This window comes from Mesorhizobium sp. M8A.F.Ca.ET.165.01.1.1, assembly GCF_004792065.1.
GTDB lineage: Bacteria > Pseudomonadota > Alphaproteobacteria > Rhizobiales > Rhizobiaceae > Mesorhizobium.
In genome coordinates, this window is sequence record NZ_SRTH01000143.1 from 1 (window position 1) to 337 (window position 337).

A 337-nucleotide genomic window follows, 5' to 3' on the forward strand; every position below is an offset into this window, starting at 1 on the left:
GGCACCGGTGCCAACCAGGCCTTCGATCTCGAATGCAAGAACAGATGCAGCGCCTAGATGCTCAGCCTCGGCATCAAGGAGCCGGCCATAGGGACCACCGACGCAATATGAGCGAAGGGCCTGCTTCAGGGCGTTCGACTGAAGCAGCACGCTCAAGCCCGTGATGGTGCGCTCCTCGACCGGTGCGGAGGCGAGCGACGTCAGCGCGGTCCAGATATGTTCCTTGGCATCCGGGGTGATCGGGATGCCTTCGCGGGCAAGGATCGCAAGGAGCCAGTCGGCCGCCCAGCCGCTCGCACGCATACACGACACCTATGAGCGCGCCTGGGCGGCCAGA

1 pseudogene is annotated in these 337 nt (G+C 64.7%); it reads right to left on the minus strand.

Features of this window, described 5'->3' with window-relative positions:
- Window positions 1-288 (minus strand): annotated as a pseudogene (locus tag EN808_RS35470) (conjugal transfer protein TrbE); the annotation flags it as partial.
- Window positions 289-337 lie beyond the last annotated feature (49 nt).